This window comes from Mesonia ostreae (assembly GCF_031845265.1).
GTDB classification, from domain to species: Bacteria; Bacteroidota; Bacteroidia; order Flavobacteriales; family Flavobacteriaceae; genus Mesonia; species Mesonia ostreae.
On the sequence record NZ_JAVRBG010000003.1, the window covers coordinates 198,716 to 225,140 of the forward strand.

General features: G+C 34.8%; 20 protein-coding genes. 15 read left to right on the top strand and 5 right to left on the bottom strand.

Going from position 1 to position 26,425, the window contains the following annotated elements; translation table 11 throughout:
- Positions 1-47 precede the first annotated feature (47 nt).
- Positions 48-806, bottom strand: coding sequence for a lipopolysaccharide kinase InaA family protein (locus RLT85_RS04465; RefSeq protein WP_311400831.1), 759 nt, complete (start codon positions 804-806; stop codon positions 48-50).
- Positions 807-896: 90 nt separating this feature from the next.
- On the opposite strand from RLT85_RS04465, the gene RLT85_RS04470 reads away from it, so the two are divergent.
- Positions 897-2,030: a CDP-glycerol glycerophosphotransferase family protein gene (locus RLT85_RS04470; protein ID WP_311400832.1), complete on the top strand. Its 1,134-nt coding sequence runs from the start codon at positions 897-899 to the stop codon at positions 2,028-2,030.
- Here the strand turns inward: RLT85_RS04470 and RLT85_RS04475 are convergent.
- Positions 2,019-2,831 (bottom strand): glycosyltransferase family 2 protein, encoded by an 813-nt coding sequence (locus RLT85_RS04475; RefSeq protein WP_311400833.1) that lies wholly within the window; start codon positions 2,829-2,831, stop codon positions 2,019-2,021. The genes RLT85_RS04470 and RLT85_RS04475 overlap by 12 nt on opposite strands.
- Before the next feature lie 103 nt (positions 2,832-2,934).
- On the opposite strand from RLT85_RS04475, the gene RLT85_RS04480 reads away from it, so the two are divergent.
- The 5 genes from RLT85_RS04480 (at position 2,935) to RLT85_RS04500 (ending at position 7,831) form a co-directional block, all read left to right on the top strand.
- On the top strand, positions 2,935-3,495 hold the full coding sequence (locus RLT85_RS04480) for an L-threonylcarbamoyladenylate synthase (protein ID WP_311400834.1): 561 nt from the start codon (positions 2,935-2,937) through the stop codon (positions 3,493-3,495).
- Position 3,496: 1 nt separating this feature from the next.
- On the top strand, positions 3,497-4,924 hold the full coding sequence (locus tag RLT85_RS04485) for a CCA tRNA nucleotidyltransferase (protein WP_311400835.1): 1,428 nt from the start codon (positions 3,497-3,499) through the stop codon (positions 4,922-4,924).
- 103 nt (positions 4,925-5,027) lie between these two features.
- Entirely contained in the window at positions 5,028-6,050 is a 1,023-nt protein-coding gene (locus RLT85_RS04490) for a COX15/CtaA family protein (protein ID WP_311400836.1), read from the top strand.
- A gap of 42 nt (positions 6,051-6,092) precedes the next feature.
- Positions 6,093-6,614, top strand: a complete 522-nt coding sequence (locus RLT85_RS04495) for an IS1096 element passenger TnpR family protein (RefSeq protein ID WP_311400932.1) — start codon at positions 6,093-6,095, stop codon at positions 6,612-6,614.
- Positions 6,615-6,772: 158 nt separating this feature from the next.
- Positions 6,773-7,831, top strand: a complete 1,059-nt coding sequence (locus RLT85_RS04500) for a nucleoid-associated protein (protein WP_311400837.1) — start codon at positions 6,773-6,775, stop codon at positions 7,829-7,831.
- Positions 7,832-8,094: 263 nt separating this feature from the next.
- Here the strand turns inward: RLT85_RS04500 and RLT85_RS04505 are convergent, their stop codons facing one another.
- Positions 8,095-9,162, bottom strand: coding sequence for a hypothetical protein (locus tag RLT85_RS04505; RefSeq protein WP_311400838.1), 1,068 nt, complete (start codon positions 9,160-9,162; stop codon positions 8,095-8,097).
- A gap of 94 nt (positions 9,163-9,256) precedes the next feature.
- Here RLT85_RS04505 and RLT85_RS04510 point away from each other — a divergent pair, with 94 nt between their 5' ends.
- From RLT85_RS04510 to RLT85_RS04550, 9 genes are all read left to right on the top strand, one after another.
- A complete protein-coding gene (locus RLT85_RS04510) occupies positions 9,257-10,165 on the top strand; it encodes an ABC transporter ATP-binding protein (protein ID WP_311400839.1) in 909 nt (302 codons plus the stop codon).
- Entirely contained in the window at positions 10,166-11,002 is an 837-nt protein-coding gene (locus tag RLT85_RS04515) for an ABC transporter permease (RefSeq protein WP_311400840.1), read from the top strand.
- Between the two features lie 202 nt (positions 11,003-11,204).
- On the top strand, positions 11,205-14,078 hold the full coding sequence (locus RLT85_RS04520; protein WP_311400841.1) for a T9SS type B sorting domain-containing protein: 2,874 nt from the start codon (positions 11,205-11,207) through the stop codon (positions 14,076-14,078).
- 100 nt (positions 14,079-14,178) lie between these two features.
- Complete coding sequence (locus tag RLT85_RS04525; RefSeq protein ID WP_311400842.1) at positions 14,179-16,560, top strand: FIDD domain-containing protein; 2,382 nt, start codon at positions 14,179-14,181, stop codon at positions 16,558-16,560.
- A gap of 97 nt (positions 16,561-16,657) precedes the next feature.
- Complete coding sequence (locus tag RLT85_RS04530) at positions 16,658-18,985, top strand: choice-of-anchor L domain-containing protein (RefSeq protein ID WP_311400843.1); 2,328 nt, start codon at positions 16,658-16,660, stop codon at positions 18,983-18,985.
- A gap of 184 nt (positions 18,986-19,169) precedes the next feature.
- Positions 19,170-21,179 (top strand): excinuclease ABC subunit UvrB, encoded by a 2,010-nt coding sequence (gene uvrB / locus RLT85_RS04535; protein WP_311400844.1) that lies wholly within the window; start codon positions 19,170-19,172, stop codon positions 21,177-21,179.
- A 2-nt stretch (positions 21,180-21,181) separates the two neighbouring features.
- Positions 21,182-21,505 carry a DMT family transporter gene (locus RLT85_RS04540; RefSeq protein ID WP_311400845.1) on the top strand — a complete coding sequence of 108 codons (324 nt, stop codon included), beginning with the start codon at positions 21,182-21,184 and terminating at the stop codon, positions 21,503-21,505.
- A gap of 202 nt (positions 21,506-21,707) precedes the next feature.
- Entirely contained in the window at positions 21,708-23,003 is a 1,296-nt protein-coding gene (locus RLT85_RS04545; protein ID WP_311400846.1) for a DUF2254 domain-containing protein, read from the top strand.
- A 34-nt stretch (positions 23,004-23,037) separates the two neighbouring features.
- Positions 23,038-23,310: a DUF1456 family protein gene (locus RLT85_RS04550; RefSeq protein ID WP_311400847.1), complete on the top strand. Its 273-nt coding sequence runs from the start codon at positions 23,038-23,040 to the stop codon at positions 23,308-23,310.
- A gap of 105 nt (positions 23,311-23,415) precedes the next feature.
- Here RLT85_RS04550 and sucC read toward each other — a convergent pair whose 3' ends face one another.
- Positions 23,416-24,609, bottom strand: a complete 1,194-nt coding sequence (sucC, locus tag RLT85_RS04555; RefSeq protein WP_311400848.1) for an ADP-forming succinate--CoA ligase subunit beta — start codon at positions 24,607-24,609, stop codon at positions 23,416-23,418.
- Between the two features lie 115 nt (positions 24,610-24,724).
- Positions 24,725-26,374, bottom strand: a complete 1,650-nt coding sequence (locus RLT85_RS04560) for a phytoene desaturase family protein (protein WP_311400849.1) — start codon at positions 26,372-26,374, stop codon at positions 24,725-24,727.
- Positions 26,375-26,425: the final 51 nt, after the last annotated feature.

Sequence of the window (26,425 nt, forward strand, 5' to 3'; positions counted from 1 at the left end):
AAAATCAGAAAAAAATATTGAGATGAAAAATACTTTTCCTCAAAACTTTACTTTTTCCAAAACTTTAAACGCTTCTTATTTCTTTTTTTTCGGTAAAATTTCTCCTGAAAAGCTTCCGTATAATTCCACATTTTTTTAAACACCTCTTCTGGATTTGCTCCGTAGAGTTTTGCGTATTCATCACTCATTACCTTCACCATACTTTTGTTTGTGGTAAGCCGAGCAAAATTCTTGATACGTTCGTCTAAACTCAAGGCTTTAAAATTCATTCTATTCAAGTCTACCAAAAAGAATTTATAATCTCCATCATTCAATTGAATAAGCGTATTCCCTGGAGAATGATCTAAAAACTCAATATGATTTTCATGTAAGTTGAAAGTAAAGCGCGTAAAAGCTTTTAGAATTTGAGTATGATTGGGATACTCCAAATTTTTTGTCAGTTCTCTATAGGTTAAATCTGCTTGTAAATGTTCACTTACATAAAAACTATCTTTAAAAAGAAAACTACTCTTATTTTCAAAATAAGCCACGGGTAACGGAGTTCCTATTCCTAGTGATTTCAATTTTTGGGCATATTCAAAAGAGCGTTGTGCTTTACTTTTTCGAAAGAATCGGTACGCAATTTGATTTATCAGGTTGGGTATTTTAAACGATTTTATGTTTACTACAGCATTATTTATTTCAAATAACTTAATGACATTTCTGTCACCATCACCAAAAAGTTTTCCTTCATCTTTAAAGTTTTTAATAAACCCAATAACTTCTTTGGTATAAGCATTCCAGGTGTTTGAAAAAGTATAATTCATTTTGTAAAATTACAATAATAATGAAAAGGTAATAGTATTTAAAATTTAAAATTATTAACCTTGTATTCTAATACAAAACCTATATTTTAAATGAGGAAAAAAAATCGCATTGGGATTATGTTTTTAGATGAAATTCATCACGTTTTTCATTTTATAACTGTGGCTAAAGAACTTTCAAAAACCAATTTTGTTGATATTCTTACATACCCTGGCGAGCATACTTTTTTAAAGCAATCATTATTAAATATTCAAGCAGATAAGGTTAGGGTTTTAGAACTAAAAACTCATTTTTTTAGAGCTTTTACAGACACGCTCAAAAATAGAGACATTCCTAGAAAAGGATTTTGGGTAAAAAAAAACGCAAAAAAAATACTCACAAATTACGATGCATTAATATTTACAGATTATACTCATCATAAATTTTTAAAATATAGAGCTTTATATGAGAGCACTACAAAATTCTTAAAATTTCCTCACGGAGCTCCTGGTAGAAGTTATAGCTACAATAAAGAGTTATTAGATTTTGATCTCCAATTAATTTTTGGCAAATTTCAATATGAGGAATATAAGAAAAAGAACCTTCTAGGGCCACATCCAATTACACCAGGTTACCCTAAAATAGATGCTGTTACTCAATTACCCAAAAAAAAGCATCTTTTTAATAATGACAAAATAACAGTAGTTTACAATCCGCATTTTTCTAAACCATTATCATCTTGGTATTCTTGGGGAATACATATTTTAGATTATTTTTTAGCACAAAACTCATACAATCTCATTTTTGCTCCGCATATTAATCTTTTCAACAAAACTGGATTCGAAGATAAAAGTAATTTTCCCGAGATTTATACAAATGCGGAAAATATCCACATAGATTTAGGCAGCGATAATAGTGTTGATATGACATATACCCTACAAGCAGATATTTACCTAGGTGATGTCTCTAGCCAAGTTTATGAATTTATTATTAATCCTAGACCTTGTATTTTCCTTAATTCCAATCAAGAATCGTATCATAATAAATTAGAGTTTAGGTTTTGGCAAATGGGGGCAGTAATCAATGAAATAGAAGAGCTAGATAATCGTTTAAAAAATAGTCTACAAGATTTTGAAAATTATAAAGATCTTCAAGTAAAAATTAACCAAGAAAATTTTCACAAAGAAAAAAGTAAAACAGCTTCGCAATTAGCTGCGGAAGAAATAGACGTTTTCTTAAACAGTTAAATATTTTTTTAGTCCTTCATCACACCAAGTAAGCTTTTCGTCAAGTGCTTTTTGTTGAATGCTATCATTAATATTCAGTCGTGATTTTTCTACAACTAAGTGCCAAATATGATATATTATCCCTCCATATCTTAACCGCTTACCTTTAATACCTTTATTTAATAAACGTATGGCCATTTCAGAATCTTCTCTGCCCCAACCCGTCATATTTTCATTATATCCATTTATGGCTATAATATCTTTTTTAAAATAAGATAAATTACAGCCTCTTAATTTTTCTGAAAGTTTTGAGGATGGAGAGTATAATTTTTGAAGCCCAGAATGATGAAAATTTCGAGTTTTATTTTTTACTCTCGCATCACCATATGGAAAAACGATATTTTTGGTTTTATAAAGGTTCTCTACAAATTCTTTTTTTATATTTACTCTACTACCATACAAAAATGTATTTCTTTGCATATTTTTATAATGATCTTCAATAAATTGAGGATGCATAATACAGTCGCCATCTAACTGAATAATATAATCTCCATCAGCTTTTGCCAAAGCCTTATTCAAAATTACTGTTCGCCTAAAACCCTCATCTTCATGCCACAAATGCGTAAGTGGCAGCTTATCTATGAAGTTCTCTACAACTTTTCTTGTTTCTAGACCAGAACCATCATCTGCAACAATAATTTCATCTGGCATATGGGTTTGATGTTCTGCACTTTTAAGCACTAACTCTAATGCTTTTGGCCAATTGTAAGTTGTAATAATTAAAGTGGTCTTCAAAATATAAATGGATTGAATAAGTTTCAAATATATTATTCTTTTTTCGAAAGCTCTCTTTAAAAACTTACATTTGTAGTCTATAATAAAATTGATTAGCACTTCCACGTGTATATACTTATAATGAAATAAAATGATAGACGAAATTCACGAATGCCTAACAGTTTTAAAACGAGGCGGACTTATACTTTACCCAACCGATACGGTTTGGGGAATTGGCTGTGATGCCACCAATGCAGAGGCAGTAGAGAAAATTTTTGCACTAAAGAAAAGAGCAGAAAGTAAATCTCTTATCTGTTTAGTTTCAGATTATAAGATGCTTAATCAATATGTAGAAGAAATACCAGAAGTCGCTTATGATATCTTAAAATTTGCGGCAAAACCTACAACCATCATATTTGATGACCCTATTAGAGTAGCTGAAAATTTAATTGCAGAAGATAATTCATTGGCGATTAGGGTTTGTGGAGATCCGTTTTGCAATAAATTAATTAGAAAATTTAAACGTCCTATCGTTTCAACATCAGCCAATATTAGCGGGCAAGGTACTCCAAAATCTTTCGACAAAATCTCTCCCGAAATTTTAAAAGGAGTAGACTATGTTGTAAATTTGCAGCCAGCAAAAAAAAGCGCTAAACCCTCCACTATTATTAAGTTAACTTTAGACGGAAAAGTGCAAATTATTAGAAAATAAAATGCCCCAAGACAAAACGTATACAGAAGCCTTATCTCATAAAATTTTTGAATACATCAGTCAGGCTGCAGATAATCTTTCCTTAGAAACATACGCTATTGGCGGATTTGTTCGCGATTTCTTTTTACAAAGAGGCGATGCAAAAGATATTGATATTGTAGCCGTTGGGAGCGGAATTTCCTTAGCGGAAGAAGTTGCGCGACTTTTGCCACATCAACCTAAAGTGCAAGTTTTCAAAACCTATGGTACGGCGATGCTTCGTGCATTTGATTTGGAAATAGAATTTGTAGGCGCTCGTAAAGAATCTTACTCTGAAAACAGTAGAAATCCTGAAGTAGAATCGGGTTCATTGGAAGATGATCAAAACCGAAGAGATTTCACCATCAATGCACTAGCGCTTCAACTCAACAAAAATAACTTCGGAAAGTTGCTAGATCCTTTTAATGGTTTGGGAGATTTAGAAAATCAACTGATTCAAACACCTTTGGAGCCAGGAATCACCTATTCTGACGATCCTTTGCGCATGATGCGGGCCATTAGATTTGCAACACAATTAGGTTTTAGAATCGAAGACGCTTCGTTAGAAGCCATTACAGAAAATCACCAACGCATCAAGATTATTTCTAAAGAGCGTATTGTAGACGAATTAAATAAAATTTTAAGCGCTCCAAAGCCATCTATAGGGTTTGCGTTATTAAGAAAAACCCAGCTTTTGCCACTTATTTTACCCGAACTTTCCGCCTTACAAGGTATCGACGAAAAAGAAGGTCAGCGGCACAAAGATAACTTTTGGCATACCTTAGAAGTAGTTGATAATATTGCCGAAAATACCGATAATCTCTGGTTGCAATGGGCAGCACTTTTACACGATGTAGGAAAAGCACCCACGAAAAAATTTCATAAAAAAATTGGTTGGACGTTTCACGGGCACGAATTTGTAGGTGCCAAAATGGTATTTACGCTTTTTAAACGACTCAAAATGCCTTTGAATGAAAAAATGAAATTTGTTCAAAAAATGGTACTAATGAGCTCCCGCCCGATTGTAATTGCAGAAGATCACGTCACCGACTCGGCCGTACGAAGGTTAATTTTTGACGCAGGAGATGCTATTGAAGATCTCATGACACTTTGTGAAGCAGATATTACCACCAAGAATCCCAAGCGGTATAAAAAGTATCACCGTAATTTTCAGGTAGTTCGGCAAAAGCTGAAAGAAGTAGAAGAAAGAGATCACATTCGCAATTTTCAACCTCCCGTTTCTGGGGAAGAGATTATGAAAACCTTTGCTATCAAGCCTTCTAGAGAAATTGGAGTGATTAAAAATGCGATTAAAGAAGCGATTTTAGAAGGAGAAATTCCTAATGAATATGAAGCGGCCAAAGCGTTTATGGTTAAAAAAGGAGAAGCCTTGGGCTTAATACCAAGTTAGACCGATTATGTCTGCATTAATGATATCTTAATGCGGCATAACCTATTAAAATTGGTATACGAGTAACTTCCTAATAATATATAATTGGTTTTAATTCTAGGTTATGAAAAAGAGAACAAAAGATAATAAAAATGTGATTTATTGGTTACTCACCGGTTGCGTTTTGTTGTTTATTATGGTACTCGTGGGTGGGATTACACGATTAACAGATTCTGGTTTGTCCATGTCCAATTACAAACTCATTATGGGAACTATCCCTCCCTTAAATGACGCCGAATGGCAAGAGGCTTTTGATTTATACAAGCAGTTTCCCGAATACAACTCCTACAATACTCATTTTGAGCTTTCCGATTTTAAATCTATTTATTTCTGGGAATGGTTTCACCGCGTTATCGGTAGGTTTATAGGAATCGTATTTATAATTCCTTTTCTGTTCTTTTTATTCACCAAACAACTGAGTAAACCCACCATACAAAAATCTATAGTTTTATTGTCCTTAGGTGCTTTCCAAGGTTTTTTAGGTTGGTATATGGTAAAAAGTGGCTTGGTAAAAATGCCAGATGTAAGTCATTTTAGATTGGCTGCGCATTTAACGACCGCCTTTATTACGTTTGCAGCTACGCTTTGGGTTGCCTTAGATTTAATATATTCACAAAGGAAACCTGCGGTGAAACCAGTGAAAAATTGGATCATAACAGGAATACTTATTTTATTGGTTCAGATTATTTATGGCGGTTTTGTAGCCGGTCTCAAAGCGGGAATGCTTCATAACCATTGGCCTATGATGAATGAAGGGAAGTTTATGCATCATACGGTGTATTTGCTTGAACCCTTCTATAAAAACCTAATTGAAAATCCTAGCGGAATACAATTTATTCACCGTACACTTGCGTATTTGGTAGTAATCGCTATAGGGATTATCTGGTTTGTTGCTAAAAAATACAGTTTAACTAGACCTCAAAAATATAGCATTAATTTATTGCTAATTTTGGTGTTTATACAATTTGCTTTGGGAGTATTTACCATCATCAATCAGGTTCCTTTATGGTTAGGCGTAGCACATCAAATAGGTGCATTTTTTCTTATTTCAGGAATGACATTTGCGCTTCACAGATTTAGTAAATAAGTTTAAAAAGACTAACTTTGCAATCCTAATTTTTGAAAGATGATGATATATAAATTTCGAATCGTATTAGACACCCTAGATGATGTTTTTAGAGATATTGAGATTGAAGAAAACGATACTTTAGAAGATTTACACAATTCTATTACCCAAGCTTTTGGCTTTGATGGTACAGAGATGGCTTCGTTTTACGTAAGTGATGAGGATTGGAATCAAGGAGAAGAGATCGTTTTATTTGATATGAGCGAAGGCAACAACTCTGTTCGTATGATGAACGAAACCGCTCTAGATACCATTGTCTCTAAAAAACAAACGCAACTTATCTACGTGTATGACTTTTTTAGTATGTGGACTTTCTACGTTGAGTTAGCTGATATCACTGCGCCTGAAGATGGTAGAGATTATCCTAATTTGATGTTTGTACAAGGACAGTTACCAGATAGTCCGCCAGACAAAAATTTTGAAGCTGAAGATGATCCTTATGCCGAGGAAGATGAAGATCTTTACAGCCAAGGAGGAGAATTTGAGAGTTTGGATGATTTCGATTTTGACGAAAACTGGAATTAAGCTTCGCCTTCTTTTTGCATTAGGGATAGCAGCGGCATCCTTTTTTATTTGTCACTTCGAGCGGAGTCGAGAAGTATTGGCAAATAAAAAAGATATAGCGTATAGCCCGACCCGCAGGGAAATGCCCTAATTATTAATATTTCAATCTAAAAAATACTATGATTAACGTATATAACGCCCAAATTGAGTCACTTTCTATTCACCGTGTAGGCAACAAAGCGAGAAATGAAGGCATTTTTCTTTCGCAATCGCCCATCGTTTTAAATGACGAGCTTAATGCTTTGCTAAAGGAGTATTTTTTAAAGTCTTTTAGGGAAAAAGAGGAGAATTACTACCAGTTTGTACACGAAACAGATTTGGAGTTTCACGATTTATACAACGCTACTGCGGAAGTATTTGATGATCCTAGAACGATTCACGAAAACTCGAAAAAAATAGCGCAACTTCTTTTTAATGAAGGAAAACATCCGCATATTAAAAATGGGGAATTATACGTGGTGTATTTTGAAAATATGCTATTGGATAACGAAAAGGTGGATGCGATTGGAATCTTTAAGTCGGAGGTGAAGCATGACTTTCTTCAGTTTGAAGAAAAATCAGAAAATCTGGAAGCTATTCTTCAACAAGGAGTTAATCTGAACAAGTTGGATAAAGGTGCACTCATTTTTAACAAAGGTAAAGAGGAAGGCTTTAGAGTACTTTCTGTAGATTCTAATCGCTACGATACCAAATATTGGTTAGAGCAGTTTTTGGGCGTAGATGTTTTTGCTGATGAGAATTTTTATACCAAAAAATATTTAAAATTCTGTCAGGATTTTGCTAAAGATGTAGTTTTACCTGCTGAAGACAAGCAGCAAGAGGTCATGTTTATGAATCGGGCAGTGAATCATTTTGCGAAAAATGATAATTTTCAAGAATCGAATTTCTTAAATGAAGTGATGGAAAATCCTGAGTTGATTCCTGAATTTCAAAATTATAAAACCGAAAAAGCGCCTAAATATAAAATTGAAGACTTAACAGAATTTCCTGTTTCTAATACTGCGGTAACATCGGCTAGAAAAAAGATTAAAAGTGTGATTAATCTGGATACCAATGTACAAATTAAGATGGATTTTATTAATCCTGAAAGTGCCGAGAAGTTTCTAGAAAAAGGTTGGGACGAAGAAAAACAAATGTATTACTACTTGATTTATTTTAATAAAGAAGAGAAAAGTTAATCGAATTTAACACAAATAAAAAGGCAGAAATTGATTATAATTTCTGCCTTTTTTTGTGTTTTATTTCTTCAAAGAAAAGCTAGGTAACTGAATTTGACCTAAGAAAATCGTGTCAGTTCGAGTGAAATTTTGAAAAAATTTTGTATCGAGAATAACGATTTTCGTTCAAATACTTGTTCTCGATATAATTTTTCTACGAAAAATCACTCGAACTAACAGTATTTTGAACTTTTCTAGAATTAGATCGAACTCAGGTTAGGTACTTAATATTCCATTCCCTCTTTGGTATTGGTATCTACGTAATTTCGTTTTACAAAATCTAGGGCGGTTTTTAAGATATGTCCCATAGTTTTTGCGCGTCTAAATTTAACGTCTTTAGAAAATTCTACCAGATCATTTTTAAGTCTTTTCACATTTTTTTCGGTAGAAATAGAATCTTGTATCATACAACGAATCAACTCCTTATATCTTTTTTGAGAGGTAATGAGTCTCTTTGCAACTTGAGAGCGTTCTTCTCTTCGGTATTGTTCGATAGAACTCTGCTCCAGTTTATTGGCTACCAACATCACCATATCGTAATTCTCTTTAAAGAATTGAGGTCGGTACACTTTTAATTTCCCTTCATAACACTGCTGATCAAAATCTATAGCACGTATTTGATAGGCTACATGGTCAAAATCGTGTGTTGGAATGACCACATAATTGTACGAACGCATATCTCCCAATAGACGCAACGTACAACGCTCATTAAATTTTACAAACTGTTTGGCAATCTGAGTTTTTTCGCGTTCATCGCATTCTTGCAATTTTTCTTCAATAAAGACATCTCCAGGAATCCCAGCAATGTGTTCTTCAATAAGGGTGTCTTTGTAAATAAGGAAGTTGATACGATGCGGAGAAAGAATATGCTCAAACTCCAAACCATAAATTCTAGAAGCATCTGCTTTTTTTACGTAGAAGTAGGTAAAACTATCATTGAGGATGTTTCGAACTTTAATTCGAAAGGGTTTCGAGTTTCCGAACGTACAATAATCAATCGCATCTACATTTAAAAACTCAAAAGAATCATCGCTACCATCTGAATGTAAAATGGTATAAACGCGTTTTAGACTGTTGTCTATTTCCGTACGTTCGTGATCTGGATAATAACAACGCACCCAAAGTGTGTCCTCATCGTGTTGATCATACACCACAATAGAGCCCGAAAACCTTAACAAATCTTCATAGAAAACAGGAATCTTCGTATTGCGATTATGTTTAATCAAATACTTGCTAAGCTTCTCGTTGATAGGGAAACTCGGCTTTTTTTTTGACATCAACTTCTCATCCATTAACTTTCGGTTTTTTCAAAAATAATATTCTCTAGCGTAATTTCACTGTAACAAAACGTTAACTTAGCCGTCCTACTTGTAAATTGAACTTATTTTGAAAACAATTCTTACGCTTAACAACATTACGAAAAAATTTGGTCCTATCACTGCGGTTAAGGACTTATCCTTTACCATTGAGAAAGGAAACGTCTACGGAATCTTAGGCCCTAACGGAAGTGGAAAATCGACAACCTTAGGAATGGTCCTAAACGTAGTTAACAAAACCAGCGGAGATTTTCATTGGTTTGACGGAAGTGATTCCACTCACGAGGCCCTAAAAAAAGTAGGTGCAATTATAGAAAGTCCAAACTTTTACCCGTATATGACAGCTGCCCAAAACTTAAATTTGGTATGTAAAATTAAAAATGTACCTAAAGTTAAGATTGACGAAAAACTTGAAGTGGTTGGCTTATTAGATCGTAGAGATAGCAAGTTTCAAAGTTTTTCTTTGGGAATGAAGCAGCGTTTAGCTATTGCCTCTGCCCTACTCAACGACCCAGAAATACTTATTTTGGATGAACCTACCAATGGATTAGATCCTCAAGGGATTCATCAAATAAGACAAATCATTAAAAAGATTGCTTCCACAGGAACGACTATTCTCTTGGCTTCTCACTTATTAGACGAAGTAGAGAAAGTATGTAATTATGTGATCATCATTAGAAAAGGAGTGAAATTATATTCGGGTCCTGTAGATCAATTAAATGCAAATCACGGTTATTTTGAGCTTAAAAGCAGTGATATGGATAAATTGCAAAACGCTTTAATAGAAAGTGGCTTATTTGATTCCGTAAAGAAAAATCCCGAAGAAGAATACCTCACCGCAATTTTATCTAAACCTGCTGCAACAGAAGAATTGAACAGAATGCTCATTCAAAAAGACATCATCCTTACTCATTTGGTAAAGAGGAAAGAAAGCTTAGAGCAACAATTTTTAAAATTAACCAACCAAAAAAGCGCCTAAATGTTACGATTACTTACTATAGAATTTGAAAAATTAAGATACAGCAAATCGGCTAAAGTATTATCTATTATATACTTTGGTTTGTTTACATTCATAGCATTAATAGCCTCTATTCGGTTTAATTTATTTGGAGCAGAAATTCATATCGCCGACCAAGGGATTTTTAATTTCCCATACATTTGGCACTTTAACACCTATTGTGCAGCCTTACTCAAGATATTTTTGGCAATTGTAATTGTCTCTCTTATTTCTAACGAATACAGCAATAGAACGCTGAAACAAAACTTGATTGACGGCCTGAGCAAAAAAGAATTTATTCTCTCTAAGTTCTATACCGTAGTGAGTTTTGCTTTTATCTCTACCGTATTTATCTTTATTGTTTCATTAATTTTAGGTTTAATCTTTTCGGATTATACCGAAATAGGAATTATATTTTCAGATTTAGAATACTTGCTGGCTTATTTCGTCAAGCTATTAGGCTTCTTCACGTTTTGTATGTTTTTAGGTGTGTTGGTAAAACGTTCTGCTTTCGCCCTCGGATTCTTATTCGTTTGGTGGATTGTAGAAAGTGTAGTTGTTGGAGTTTTAAGGTTTCTTATCATTAACGACGCCGCAAAAACGGAATACATCACACAATTTCTCCCATTAGAATCAATGTCTAACTTAGTAAAGCAACCGCTTACTAGATTAAACGTCATCAAATCCGCAGCGACGCAACTTCAAACCGATATCGGGTTTGATCACGCAGTTCATTGGTATCAAATTCTAATCGTTTTGGCATGGACGGCAATATTTGTTTGGGGATCACTTGCGATTCTTAAAAAGAGAGATTTATAGTTATTAGAGGTGAGATTTGAGATTTGAGATTTGAGATTAAAAAATGTCTCGGTTCCTAACGGATAACAAGGAATTAAAATCAGAAATATGAACAAAAACAACTTGAATAATAAGCTCTTTAGAAATTTAGTATTCAAGGTGTTTTTTTATTATTTAACTAAAGTCTACTCATAAAATCGCTATTTTTGAAGAAATTCATCCCATGAATAAACTGTTATGCTTCTTTTTTACACTTTTATCTACTGGGATTTATGCTCAAGGAGAAGCAAACAATTGGTATTTTGGAAACAAATCAGGAGTAAATTTCAATACGAGTCCGCCTTCTACGGTAAATGATGGGGAATTAAGTACCAATGAAGGTTGTTCCTCTATTTCTGATGAAAACGCACAACTTCTTCTTTATACCGATGGCCGAACGGTTTGGAATAGGAACCATCAAATTATGGACAATGCCGACTATTTTGGAGGCACTGGTTTATTAGGAGATCCTTCGAGTACCTCTAGCGGACTTATCGTTCCCCACCCTACAAATGATGATTTATATTATGTCTTTACGGTAGACGAACCTCATCACGAAAATGCCAATGCTTACCCAGATCAAGGTCCAGCAGATGCCAATGGAAATCCTATTTCCTTATATACAGATATCAATGGTTCCATTCCGCAAGACGATGATGGTTACAATAATGGTCTCAACTATTCACTCGTCGATATGACACTTAATGGAGGTTTAGGAGATATTGTTTCCACGGAAAAAAATATGCCTCTAATAACCTATAATCCTAACAATTCCGAAGAAATTAAATATAAATGTTCAGAAAAGATTACAGCCGTAAAAGGAAGTGATTGCAACTCGATTTGGGTAATTACTCATTTTATCGATTCATTTTACGCGTTTAAAATTGATGCGACAGGCGTAAATACAAATCCTGTTATTTCTCAAGTAGGTCCTACCCTACCTCTTTCTTCCTATAGAAGAAGTGCTTTGGGATATATGAAAGCTTCTCCTAATGGCGAAAAAATACTCATTGCTCACAATACAAGAACCTACAATCAAGTAGGTAATGGAGATGTAGAGGATGGCGGAGTTTATTTAACAGATTTTAATCCAAATACAGGAGATATTTCTAATAACATTCCTTTAATAGAAAATGTAAATGCTTACGGCGTTGAGTTTTCTATAAATACTCAAAAAGCTTATGCTACCACTACAAAGTTGGAGAACTTAACTTTATACCAATGGGATTTGGAGAGTGCAAATATTCCTAACAGCATTCAACCTATTTTAGGAGCTAGCGGAATTGCCGCAACCGCTTTACAATTGGCTCCCAACGGAAAAATTTACAAAACCAATTTAGGAAGTAGTATTTTGGCGGTTATCAATAATCCTGAAGCTGATGCTGCTAATGTAAATTATTCTGAATCTACATCAAACGGAGCTATTAACCTCAACGGAAACTCGGCTACCTTTGGTCTTCCACCTTTTATTCAATCTTTTTTCTTAAACACCATCAATATCATTAATGGCGATGACGATGAAATTGTGACCGAGTTAAAACTTTGTCCGCAAGAAGATTATACCTTATTTTATGATGATTTACCTGGCTCTACCTATACTTGGTATAAAAACGGAGAAATTCTTGTAGGCGAAACCAGCAATAGTTTGGATGTTAATTTTGATACTAATACAACATTGCCTTATTCTCATACATATAAATTAGAAATAGAGCCAAATAATGGTGAATGTCCTTTTAAAGGAATTGCAAATGTGACGTATAATGACAAGCCTGTTGCTAATGAGGTAAACTATTTTAATTGCTCCACAAATTCTACCACCTCGTCATCATTTAACTTAGAAGATCTTTATACGGATATCAACCCAAACCTTGAAACCTCCGCTACCTTAGAAGCTAGTTTTTATGAGACTTTAGAGGATGTCGAAAATGGGGTCAACAATATCAATGATCTTACCAATTACCAAAGTGCAAGCCTACCGCAGACTTTGTATGTAAAAGTCTTAGATAACGAAACCGGTTGTTCTAATAAAGCACTAATAAGCTTAGATGTCGTTGTAATCCAAGATATAGAAATTACCAAAAGTGTATGTGCAACCAGTGATACAGGGATAGAAACATTTGATCTTTTAGAAATTAAAGAGAATGTGATAGATAGTAATTCCAACCTTAACGGAATTTTTTACAGCTCTCAAGAAGATGCCATTTTAAAACAGAATCCTATAGGAAATCAGGACACTTTTGAAAATACGATTCCTTTCTATCAAACGATTTATTTACGACTAGAAACTTCTATGGGTTGCCATGATATTGTAGAAATTCACTTAGAAATCTTCGATTATATTCCTTTAGGCGAAGATCTTCCCGAAATCATCTATTGTTTAGAAGATTTACCTAGAAAAATCACCTTGGACAGTGGTATTCCTTCCGAAGTAACTCAAAATTACACCTATCTCTGGAATCCTTCCGGAGAAACTACCGAAAGTATCGAAACCAATGAAATAACGACGCATACGCTTACGGTCACCAATCAATTTGGATGCAGCCAAACCATAAGTATGACCATTGTTCCCTCCAATAAAGCAAGCTTTGAGTTGGAAGTAAATGACTTTTCAGAAAACAATAGTATTCAAATTAGTATAAATGAAGACGCTGTTGGAGAGTATCAATATGCTTTAAATAGCAGTGTTGGGCTATATCAATCGGAGCCCTATTTTGAAAATTTAAGTCCGGGTGTGTATGATGTGTTTGTCAAAGATCTTAACGGCTGCGGAATTAGTAAAAAAACGATTGGTGTGCAAGGTGTGATGAAATTTTTTACTCCAAACGAAGATGGTTTTAATGATCGCTGGAAAGTTTTAGGGAAATACGAACGCAATTTAACCACTGCGAAAATCTATGTTTTTGATCGTTTTGGAAAGCTACTCGTTAGTCTCAATGGAGCTTCCAGAGGTTGGGATGGGCGCTATAATGGCAAAGAAATGCCCTCTAACGATTATTGGTATAAGGTGGTTCTAGAAGATGGCAGAGTTTTAACAGGCTCGTTGTCCCTTATTAGGTAGTTACTACAAAGCTAAACATATAGTATTGTACTAGGAAATTATGCATTAAAATTGGTATAAAAAAATATGCTTACCTTTAGAAAGATGAAATTTCTTCCTTATGAGAAAACTATTACCTCTGCTATTTTTACTCACTTTTACAAGTTCTATTTGGAGTCAAGAGATGGAACTCTACACTCAATTTAATGGTAATTTCGATTATACCGCTATAGGAAATACCCTCAATCTAGAAGAAAATGAGAATGCAGAAAATTGTGATATATTGACCTCCTCATCTGCCATTCTCTCTCTAGATCCAGGTCAACAGGTAGAGGCTGCATATTTATATTGGGCGGGTTCTGGGACAGGAGATTTCGAAATTTTAGTCAACAACCAACCTGTGAGCTCGCAAAGAGAGTTTAGCTTATTGGTGAATAATTTAGATTTTTTTGCTGCTTTTGCAGATATTACTTCACTTGTGCAAAGTGAAGGAAATGGAGCATACACTATATCCGATTTAGATTTGCTCAGCTTTATCAATCCGCTTCATTGCAATGGTGGTGTTAATTATGGCGGCTGGAGCATCCTCATTGTTTATGAAGATCTAACGCTTCCTTCCAATCAAGTAAATCTCTATGACGGTTTTGAGCTGGTAGGAACTTTTCAAAACAATATTTTAGAATTTCAATTGGATAATTTAAATGTCATCGATACCCAAGGTGCAAAAATAGGATTTCTAGCTTGGGAAGGCGACGCTTCACTTGCCGAAGGAGAACAACTAAAACTTAATGGAAATGTGCTAAGCAATGCTCTTAATCCTCCTCATAATGCATTTAACGGCACCAATAGTTTTACAGGAGCAACAGATTTGTATAATATGGATCTGGATGTGTATGAAGTAGAAAATTTTATAAATATTGGCGATACATCGGCTACAATAGAACTCACTTCCTTTGCAGATTATGTGATGGTGAACAGCGTAGTGACCGTTTTTAATAGCACGTTGCCAGATCCTGCGGTTACTATTGATGCTATAGTTACCGCGTGTAATTCAAGAGAAATTAGTGTAGAGTACACCATAGACAATTTTAGTGGTACCGATATTTTGCCCAGTGGAACCTTGGTTACTTTTTTTGCTGATGATCAACTTCTCGAAGAAGTTTTTACACCCAATGATTTGGCCGTAGGTGCTTCGGAAAGTTTTCAACTTAATTTAAACATTCCCAGCTCTATTTCTAATAGTTTTACTCTTGAAGTCAAAGTAAACTTAGATACTCAAGAAAATACAATTATTTCAGAAATAGATCCAAGTAATAATACCACTTCTCTAGCTATCAATTTAGGAAATGTTTTTATCGCTTCTCCGCCACTAGATCTAGAGGTTTGCGATGATGCGAGTAACGACGGCGTAGAAATTTTTGATTTTTCAGAAAATACCAATTTAGCTATTGGGAATCAACAGAATGCTACAGCAACCTATTACACTAGTTTTGCCAACGCCGAAGATGATATCGATCCTATAACCAATCCAGACAACTTTGAAAACACAGATAATCCACAGGAAATTTTTATTAAAATTCAATCTTCCACCGATCCTGATTGTTTTGCCATAGCTTCTTTCTTTTTGAGGATTTACCAAACTCCAATTGCAGGATTTCCAGATGATCTTTTTAGTTGCGATGAAGGAGAAATGGATGGTATTTCCTTTTTTGACTTAACCGAAAATACAAGCTTAATTGGTAACAATCAACAAAATGTAAGTATTGATTATTACTTAACGCAAGCCGATGCGGAAACTGACAGCAATCCTATTTCTAACTCTAATAATTACCAGAACACCAACAATCCGCAAACGATATATGCGGTGATCTATAATTCTAATTACGAATCTTGTAAGGATATTGTTTCCTTTCAACTTTCCGTTAAGGAAATACCCGTTACAGAAATAAAAGGAGACTTAAAATGTGATACGGGTTTTGATGCGAATGATTTTGATTTGAGCGAAGTCACACAACAAATCAGTTTAAGCTCAGATCAAGAAATTACAGGCTATTTTCTCTCCTTAGCCGATGCTAACAGCTTTGAAAATCCTATTAACGCTCCGTTTTCATATCAAAATACTGAAAATCCGCAAAGAATATTTGTTAGAGTAGATAGTAATCTACCAGATATTTGCTCTCATATTTACTTTTTCGATATTTCTACTCAGCATTGCGAACCTTTTATCCCTGAAGGCTTCTCTCCCAACGGTGACGGTATTAATGATACGTTTTTTATAACCGGACTGTACGATATTTTTGAAAAGTTTCAACTTCAAATCTTCAATCGGTATGGGAACTTAATTTATAAAGGAAATAATATGGTTGAAGCTTGGGACGGCACCAGCAATAAAGGTTTAAATAATGTAGGAAAAGACCTTCCAACAGGCACTTACTTTTATATTTTAGACTTGAAAGATCCTGAGTTTGGACCTTATAAAGGCTGGGTGTATTTAAACCGATAAACAGCTGTTAAAAAACATTAGTTATATATTAAAAAACTTTTATAACCTACAGTAAATCAACTTTAGTGCGTATTTTTGCATTCCCAAATATGGAATATTGAAGCATTTCTTTTTCTTTGTTATAGGTCTCATTTGCATTAGTGCTCATGGGCAGTATATTACGGTAAATTACGATTTTTCACCGCAAGAACTTGTAGAAGACATTCTTATTAATAGCGGTTGTATTGAGAATGTCACTGTAACCAATACCGTTTCTGGTAATTTTGGTAGTAACGATAGTAGTTTTGGCTATTTTGAAAACAACAATAGCAATTTCCCTTTCGATAACGGAATTGTCATGAGTACGGGTAAAATTTCTAACGTCCCAGGCCCAAATACTAGTTTAAGTGATGATGATGCGCCGGGATGGGGAGGTGATCAAGATTTAGAAGATATTTTGGGCGTATCCAATACCACCAATGCAACGGTTTTAGAATTTGATTTTACTCCCAATGCGAATTTGGTGCAATTCAGATACATTTTTGCTTCCGAAGAATATCAAGAAGGAGATGCTAACACATGTATTTATTCAGATGTTTTTGCATTTTTAATTAAGCCTCAAGGTGGTACTTATACGAATATTGCCGTGGTTCCTGGCACAAATATTCCCGTACAAGTTACTACGGTTCACCCTGAAATTCCGGGTTCTTGTGATGCTGAAAATGAAGAATATTTTGAATCTTTTAACGACACTACTGTTCCTATTAATTTTAACGGCCAAACCAAAGCTCTAACTGCCACAGCTTCCGTAGTGCAAAATACTACCTATCATATCAAACTTATTATTGCTGACGAGCAAAATTACCGCTACGATTCTGCCGTATTTTTAGAAGGCGGAAGTTTTAATATTGGCGCAGACTTGGGCAATGACATTACAGGAGAAAATGCACTTTGTGAAGGCGAAACCTACACGCTACAGCTTTCCGATAACGGAAATACACCTCAAGATTATACTTGGCTAGAAGTAGACACTAATGGAAACGAAACCATTCTTACCCAAGGTCAAAATGTGACCAGTTATACGGTAGATGCGGCTGGGACTTATAAAGTAATTTTGGATTATGGAAATGGCTGTACTGCAGAAGATGAAATTATAGTCGCTTTTGCCGATTTCTCTAATATGGGAAATAGAACCATTAGTGAGTGTGATGACGATAGTGATGGACTCACTATTTTTAATTTGAGTAGCAATAATAACACCTTTACCAACAACAATCCGTTGTATGCTCTTGCAGGTTATTATTTCTCACAAGATGCCGCCGAAAATGAAACCGATCCTATTCCCAATCCTTCCGCTTTTGAAAATACGAGCCCTAATCAAATTATTTATGCTAGGATAGAAACGCAACGTGGCTGTTTTAAAATTATAGAAATCACTTTGTCTACGCCTTCTGAAAATTACAATGCGGTTCGTTTTGTGGAATGTGCGGTGGGAGAATCGATTATTTTCAATTTAAACAATGCCATTCCTTTATTAGAAAATGAAGTTGAAATAAATACGATTTATGCTGATTTTTTCGCTACTGCGGATGATGCCATTACCCAAGAAAATCCTATAGATACGAGTATAGAAATTTTAAAAACCGAACTTCCAAAATCTATTTATGCCAGAGCAGAAACTCCGTTAGGCTGCGAAGGAATTGTGGAGGTTATTTTAGATCAGGTTCCCGCTCCGCCATTGGAAGAAAATATTTCTTTTTCATTTTGTGGTGAAAACAATTCCGTAGAAATAAATTCTGGAGTTATTGGAAATCTTAGTAATTATAGCTTTTTATGGGACAACGGAGCAACCACGCCAGAAATTACAGTTTCGGAAGACGGAACTTACGAGGTGAGCATCACTCAAGAAACTCAAATAAACGGATTTACGTATTCATGTTCTGTAACAAATAGTATTAGCGTAACCGCATCAGAAAAGGCGATTATCTCTCATAATCTCCTTGGAGATTTTGGAGAGTATCAATTAGAAATTATTGCTGCGGGAATTGGAGATTACACCTATGCCGTGAATAGTAGTGTTGGGCCGTATACTAGCAATCCCATTTTTGAAGTAAATTCTGGAAAACATACCATTTATGTAAAAGATGAAAATGGCTGCGGAATTAGTTTTAAGGAGATATATGTAATTGGTTATATGAAATTTTTTACGCCCAATCAAGATGGAGCAAACGATAGGTGGAGATTGTTAGGAACCGATAGAAATAACCGACACATCAAAAGAATCGTGATTTTTGATCGTTTTGGCAAAATGCTTCAGGTTCTTTCTCCTTACGATTCTTGGGATGGTTCCAATAATGGGAAAAACCTGCCCTCAAACGAATATTGGTTTAGAATAGAACTTTTAGATGGCTCTAATTTTAAATCACATTTCACTTTAAAGCGATAGGTTTTAAGTAAATTTATCTTTTATAAGTTAACTAAATAGTTCCGTCAAGCGGAAATCGATATCTTCAGAATAAATCTGTAGGATATAAATCGAAAATATAAAAAAAAATTCGAGGTAAATCTGGCCGAAAGGCACTGACGAATCTTGGAAAAGTAAACCCTCTATGAGGGATTAAATTTGCGACATGAAATTCAATTTAAAATCTGATTATAAACCTACGGGAGATCAACCTCAAGCAATAAAAAAATTGGCAGAGGGAATCAATAGCAACGAACGCTACCAAACTTTACTTGGCGTTACCGGTTCTGGAAAAACTTTTACCGTGGCCAATGTTATCGAGAAAGTAGAACGTCCCACCCTAGTTTTGGCACATAACAAGACCTTAGCAGCTCAATTATATTCTGAGTTTAAAGCTTTCTTTCCTGATAATGCAGTGGAATATTTTGTTTCCTATTATGATTATTATCAACCGGAAGCTTTTATACCTTCTTCTGGAACCTATATAGAAAAAGATTTATCCATCAACGAGGAGATTGAAAAGCTGCGTTTAAGCACCACTTCTTCTCTACTCTCTGGAAGACGAGATGTTATTGTTGTGGCTTCGGTAAGTTGTTTATATGGTATTGGAAATCCAGTTGAATTTAAAAAGAATGTGATTTCTATTCAAAAAGACCAAGAAATTTCAAGAACCAAGTTATTGCATCGTTTGGTACAAAGCTTATATGCGAGAACCGAAGCGGAGTTTCAACACGGTAATTTTAGAATTAAAGGTGATACCATAGATATTTTTCCTAGTTACGCTGATGATGCTTTTAGAATTCATTTTTTTGGTGATGAAATCGAAGAAATTGAAGCCTTTGATGTAAAAACCAATGAAATTCTTGAAAAATACGATCGTTTAAACATTTATCCTGCGAATATGTTTGTGACTTCACCAGATGTCTTGAATGGTGCCATTGACCAAATTAGTTTGGATTTAGGAAAGCAGGTCAACTTTTTTCAGGAAGTGGGAAAACCTTTGGAAGCAAAACGTTTGGAAGAACGCACTAACTTTGACTTAGAAATGATTCGGGAGTTGGGATATTGCTCGGGGATTGAAAACTATTCGAGATATTTGGATGGAAGATTACCAGGAACACGCCCATTCTGTTTATTAGATTATTTTCCAGACGATTTTTTAATGGTTGTCGATGAAAGTCACGTGACTATTCCGCAGGTAGGAGCTATGTACGGTGGAGATCGTAGTCGGAAAGAGAATTTAGTGGAGTATGGCTTTAGATTACCCGCTGCGATGGACAACCGCCCATTAAAATCTGAAGAGTTTGAAGCGCTACAAAACCAAGTGATCTATGTAAGTGCCACGCCTGCAGATTATGAACTTCAAAAAACCGATGGCGTTTATGTAGAACAGATAATTAGACCCACTGGATTGTTAGATCCTATTATTGAAGTGCGCCCTAGCCTTAATCAAATTGATGATTTAATTGAAGAAATTCAAATACGTGTAGAAAAAGATCAACGTATCCTTGTCACTACTTTAACCAAGAGAATGGCAGAAGAACTTACAAAATATTTAAGTAGAATTGACATTCGTTGCCGCTACATACATAGCGATATCGACACTTTAGAAAGAGTAGAGATTATGCACGATTTACGAAAAGGTATTTTTGATGTATTGGTTGGTGTTAACTTATTGCGGGAAGGCTTAGATTTGCCAGAAGTATCCTTGGTTGCTATTCTAGATGCCGATAAAGAAGGCTTTTTAAGAAGCGGACGTTCTTTAACGCAAACTATTGGTAGAGCTGCAAGGCATTTGGAAGGAAGAGCAATAATGTATGCTGATAAAATTACCAACAGTATGCAAAAAACCATAGATGAAACCGAATATAGAAGAACAAAACAGATTGATTACAATACGAAAAACAACATTACCCCAACTGCACTTAACAAATCTTTAGATAGCGCGCTGAGTGGTAAAAAGGTAGAACCCTATAAGTTTGAAAAAGCATCTAGTTTAAAAGCCGCCGAAGAGGAAGTAACTTATTTTACAGAAAATCAATTAGAGGATCGTATTCGTAAAGTGCGTAAAGAAATGGAAAAAGCAGCAAAAGAATTAGATTTTATGACTGCAGCGCAACTTAGAGATGAGATTAAGATGTTACAAGAAAAGTTAAAGAAAGAAAAACAAGATTAGTCGTGAACTGGATTTTATTGATTATTGCAGGATTATTTGAAGTAGGTTTCGCCTTCTCTTTGGGAAAAGCAAAAGAGCTCACGGGAAACACTTCCTTGATGTGGTACGGCTCCTTTATAATTTGTCTTACGCTAAGCATGGTCTTATTGGTAAAAAGCACACAACATCTTCCCATAGGAACTGCGTACGCAGTTTGGACAGGTATAGGCGCTGTAGGCACCGTATTGCTGGGAATTTTTTACTTTCAGGAACCGGCTACATTTTGGAGAGTATTTTTCATCACGACCTTAATCATAAGTATAATAGGTTTAAAAGTAGTTTCTTAGTTAAATTTTTCTCCTGCTTTTAAAAATTGAGGGATAGAGTTAATAACTTCGTAATCTATAAAAAATATATTTCTTTTCTTTGGTATTTATTTTTGAAACTTGCGCTATTACCATAATTTCTGATTAAAACCAATATATATGTTTAGCTTTACTAGGGAATTATACTGAAAAAGCCTGTTACTTTAAAAATTAAATACCATTTATGAAATCATTCTTTATTAAGATTAAAAGCTTCTTTCATACCATAGAAGATAATATCGCATTTTATCCCGCTTTGCTAAGTTTTATTGGCTTTAATTTTGCCATGCTTATGCTTTTTCTAGAGGATGAAGGGATTTCTGCCTTTGTGATAGAACATGTGCCAGAGTTGGTAATCAATAATGCAGATACCGCTAAAACTCTACTTAGTTTTTTGACAGGAGGAATTATTTCTATCATGGTGTTTAGCTTTTCGATGGTAATGGTACTGTTGAATCAAGCTTCCAGTAACTTTTCTCCTAGAGTACTCCCTGGATTAATCTCGAAGAGAAATCATCAATATGTACTGGGAATGTATTTGGCCACAATTCTATATAATACGTTTACATTAGTAGGAATTGATCCCTTAGAAAACGACAAATATCAGCTTCCGGGTTTTTCTGTACTCATAGGAATTATTCTAACTGTTCTCTGCTTCTTTGCTTTCCTATACTTTATTCACTCCATATCACAATCTATCCAAGTCAATAGTATTTTAAAAAGTATTTACACCAAAGCAAGAAATAGATTGGTTATGTTAGTTGATAAAGAAAGAGAAAAAGCTCCAAGTTTTCCCGACACTAGCGATTGGAAAGAATACGGAAGTAAAGAAACAGGATATCTTCAAACTTTTGCTGCTGCAAATTTGATTAATATTTGCGAGGAACATGACATACAGATAAAAATCTTACCTATTCCCGGAGGTTTTGTTCTAAAAGAGATTCCGATAGTAAAAATCAGTAAAGAAATCGAGGATGATTTGGTGGAAGAAATTCTTTCCAATTTCAATTTTGCAGAGGGGGAGATTGTAGATGATAATTATGCGCTAGCTTTTAAACAAATCTCAGAAATAGGTATAAAAGCAATGTCACCAGGAATTAATGACCCAGGTACGGCAATTAATACCATTGACTATTTGACAGAATTGTTTGCAATTAGACTTCAAAAGCATGACGATACCATAATTACTAATGACGATAAATCTTTAATTTTTGTAAATACCGTAAATTTTAGTGAACTTTTATATCAAGTTATGGTAAGTTATCGCACCTACTGTAAACATGACATGACCTGTGTGCAGAAATTATTTCTAATGATAAAATACTTATTATTACAACGAACAAGTAATGACAACTATCATAATAGCTTAATCGATGAAGCAAAACACTTGTACGATGATGCAAAGGCAAATATTGGCAATGAGGAAGATAGACGTCGTATAGAACAACTTTATAAAAGTTTACCTAATAAACGCGATTAAACACTTACTTTTGTAATTATATAAAAATGAAATTATGGGATTAACCAACAATGATACTTTTAAAAAATTACGCGTAGCACATAAATTTCGGGATGATGATATTATTAAAATCTTTGATCTGGTAGACTTTAAAGTTACTAAAAGTGAACTCAATGCTATCTTTAGAAAAGAAGATCATCCTAAATATGTAGAATGCGGAGATCAGTTCTTAAGAAATTTCCTTAACGGTCTTATTATTCATATGCGCGGTCCCATGCCGCCAAAACAAGACAAGACTTCCAAAGATAAAAACTCAACAAATAAATAAATTCTATTCTGCCAACTTCATTACTTTAGAAAATATAGTTTAGATTAACCCATAAAAAAACCCGCTATCAAAGCGGGTTTTTTGTTATCTATAAGTCAGTAGCAATTATGCCAATACTTTTTGTACTTTATCTGCAGCTTCTTTAAACTCTACAGCACTCTCTACATTAAGGCCACTGTTATCGATTAATTCTTTTGCGATGTCTGCATTTGTTCCTTGTAAGCGCACGATGATAGGCACATTAATAGCGTCTCCCATATTTTTGTAAGCATCTACAACTCCTTGTGCCACACGGTCACAACGAACAATACCTCCAAAAATATTGATTAAAATCGCTTCTACTTTATCGTCTTTTAAGATCAAACGAAAAGCTTCTTCTACACGTTTAGCATCTGCTGTTCCTCCAACATCTAAGAAGTTGGCTGGCTCACCTCCTGCAAACTTAATAAGATCCATTGTAGCCATAGCTAGTCCTGCACCGTTTACCATACAACCCACGTTTCCGTCAAGATCTACATAGCTTAAGCCTGCTTTTCTTGCTTCCACTTCCGTTGGGTTTTCTTCACGGTCATCGCGCATCGCTTCGTAATCTTTGTGACGGAATAAAGCATTGTCATCTAAAGATACTTTAGCATCAACCGCCATAATCTTATCATCACTTGTTTTTAACACAGGGTTAATTTCAAATAAAGAAGAGTCAGATTTATCGTAAGCTGTGTAAAGTGCTGTAACAAATTTGGTCATTTCCTTAAAAGCCGCTCCAGACAATCCTAAGTTAAAAGCGATTTTTCTAGCCTGAAAAGGTAAAATACCCGTAGCAGGATCAATTTCTTCTGTAAAGATTAAATGTGGAGTTTCATCTGCAACGGTTTCAATATCCATTCCACCTTCCGTAGAATACATAATCATATTTCTACCGTTGGCTCTATTTAATAAGACAGACATATAATATTCTTCTGGCTCACTGTCTCCAGGATAATATACATCTTCTGTAATTAAAACTTGATTTACTAATTTTCCTTCAGCCGAAGTTTGTGGAGTTACCAAGTGCATTCCAAGAATTTCTCCTGCAATTTTCTCTACTTCTTGTAGGTTTTTGGCAAGTTTTACACCACCACCTTTACCACGGCCACCTGCGTGCACCTGTGCTTTAACCACATGCCATCCCGTTCCCGTTTCTTCGGTTAATTTTTTTGCAGCTTCAACTGCTTCTTCTGGCGTGCTTGCAACGATTCCTCGCTGAATTCTTACGCCAAAACTATTTAATATTTCTTTTCCTTGATATTCGTGTAAATTCATAATCAGGTTTTTCTAGAAGTTCAATTTGATTCGCAAAAGTAACAAATGTAATAATGAGTACCAATAATATTTCCGTAAAGAAGTATTAAATGTGTATAAATTTAAATAAATGATCTTAAATCGTTTCGCTTTCGCGGAATTTCTTCTGTTTTAAAGCTATTTTTTTCTGAATATCTTCTGGCCAATCCGTATCATCTTCGGCTTCTAAAATTCTTAATTTCTGTTCTGGTTTCACCTGAAGCAATTCTTCTGGACGTTCTCCTAATATTTTAGCAGCCGTTTGCACTCCAGAATGTGCTGCTCCCGCCACTCCGTGAGACAAAACACTCGCCCCAGTAAGATATAGATTTTCAAATGGAGTTTTTGTTTTAAACGAAAACGGACCTATTTGCTTTAAATTTTTCTCTGTTCCATAAATATTCCCGCGAGTGGTATTTACATAATATTCATTGGTTAACGGAGTTCCCAAATCCATCTGAACCACATGATTTTTAATTGATGGAAATTCTTTTTCTAAAGAAACCATAAACAATTCACATAAGCTTTTTTTAAAGTCTTGGTAAGCTTCATTTCTTTCTACATCTAACTGCTCATAAGGCTTAAACTGTTCATAATTTATTAAAGTAATTACTTCAAAATTGTAATTTTTCCCATCAAAACTGGTAGGATCTTTTAGACTACTGCTACTAATAAACATTCCAGGAAGTTCTTCGTGTTCTAATAAGGGCGTTTCTGTTATTCCGCGTAAAGCGTCATTAATATCTACTTCAGTAAAGCGCCAAATATTACCACTATGCATATCGTATTGAGTAATGTCTAGGTCTACGGTTAAGAATAAAATAAGAGAAGTGAGGGAATACGTGGTTTTAGAAAGTTTTTTTTGTAATTTTTGACTTAATTTTTCTTCTCCAACCAGTTTGTGATAGGTGGTATCCGGATCTGCATTACTTATAATTGTATTGGCGAAAAGTTGCTCTCCATTTTCTAACTTTACTCCAATGGCTTTTTTCTCTTCAAAAAGGATTTTTTCTACGCCGCTTTTAGTTCTAATTTCTCCGCCCAAAGCTTTTAATCGGTTGGTTTTTGCTTTCACTAAAGCTCCGCCTCCACCCATAGGATAATAACCGCCATTTTTATAATGTCCCATTAAAGCACAATGAAACGGAAAAGGAATTTTACTTGGAGCAAGCGCGTGATCGCCACATTGTACAGAAAGAATATTTCGTAAAACGGGGGCTTTAATAAATTTTTTAAGCACTTTTTCTAGACTAAACAAACCATACTTTCCCATTTCTTTAGTTCTAAACGGAATTAGAACGTGGTTCCAAAAACCTTTTAATTGAGGAATAAGCATAATTTGAGCGTTTACCTTTTCTATAAGCTCCATCACTTTATGGATTCCTTTCTCCTCTTCCGGAAAACGAAGAATAAGTTTTGCTATTAATTTATCGTAACTATTGGGATAATCGAATTTATGCTCGCCTAAATGGCAGCGTTCGTAAGCATCCTTATGCATTCTAAAAAAGGTGAGATCATTGGCAATGCCTAAGCTCTTATACAAATCGCTTGTAGATTCGCCTTCTCCCAAAAGACCTATATAATGAACACCCGGACTGTGGCGTTGCCCGTTTAAATAAAAACTGTGACACCAACCTCCAGGAACCTCATGTTTTTCTAGAACCAATACTTTTTTTCCTCGTTCTGCCAAGCAAATTGCACTGGTTAAACCTCCAGCTCCAGAACCAATAACAATTACATCGTACACGCGTTATTTTTTTTGAAAGATACAAGATTATTTTCTTTTTGTTGTGTCTGA